This window comes from Staphylococcus sp. 231237_7MaSpsaltlick, from assembly GCF_043107035.1.
The window spans coordinates 1-882 of record NZ_JBICNX010000189.1; the positions used below are offsets into that span (position 1 = coordinate 1).

The 882-nt window shown below is 32.9% G+C and carries 1 protein-coding gene and 1 pseudogene; both read right to left on the bottom strand.

Annotation, left to right across the window (positions count from 1 at the left end):
• Window positions 1–318 (bottom strand): annotated as a pseudogene (locus ACF91D_RS30815) (glycoside hydrolase family 32 protein); the annotation flags it as partial.
• 14 nt (window positions 319–332) lie between these two features.
• The coding region (locus ACF91D_RS30820; protein ID WP_392438560.1) for an MFS transporter at window positions 333–882 on the bottom strand (550 nt) is incomplete at its 5' end.

Here is an 882-nt window from a genome sequence, read left to right on the forward strand (position 1 = left end):
GTGATGGCCTGTATATACTAAATATAAAGTATCACCTTTAACTATTGCAGTTCCAGAAAAGCAACCGTCTTTATCTTCTTTATCGCCAGGTGTTAGTGCAATAGGCAGTGTTTCCCAATGAATTAAGTCTGTACTACGTGCATGTCCCCAATGCATTGGACCCCACTCAGCAGAGTATGGGTAATGTTGGTAAAATACGTGATAATATCCTTTAAAATAGACAAATCCATTAGGATCATTAATCCAACCAGATTTTGCCATAAGATGATAACCTAATCGATAACGGTCATTTGTAATATTAATAAATTGTTGCTCCATGCATATCCCTCTTTCTATTTTGTTATAAATGGATCTCCATAAACATTTTGATTGTCATTTTTAAGTTGAAATGTTGCAAATATACCTGTAATAAAAATAATAGCAATAATCACGAAAAATGTTTTTTCGTAGCCAACATAATCCCTTAATATACCTAAAGGAGTTGATAAAATTACTTGGCCAACTTGCGCTGCTATTTGAAAACCAATCATATAAAGCGTTGCCGAAAGTTTAGTATCAAAGTGTAAAGTAATGTAGCGAAACATCGGTAAGCTAAATAATGGAACTTCTAAGGCGTGTAACATTTTAATAATAGATACTATAGTAGGATCATTGAATACACCGCTTAAACCTATACGGAAAAACATTACAATAACACCTAATATAAGTGTCCTCTTAACACCGATTTTCATCATAATAATTGGAACTAATGCCATCATGAACGCTTCACAAAAAACTTGAATAGAATTTAAAGTACCATACATTTGTTGTCCAATTTCGGGTGACGAAAAGAGTTTTGTATAAAAATCCGGAAACATCTGTTGGTCGTATATAGTATAGAAT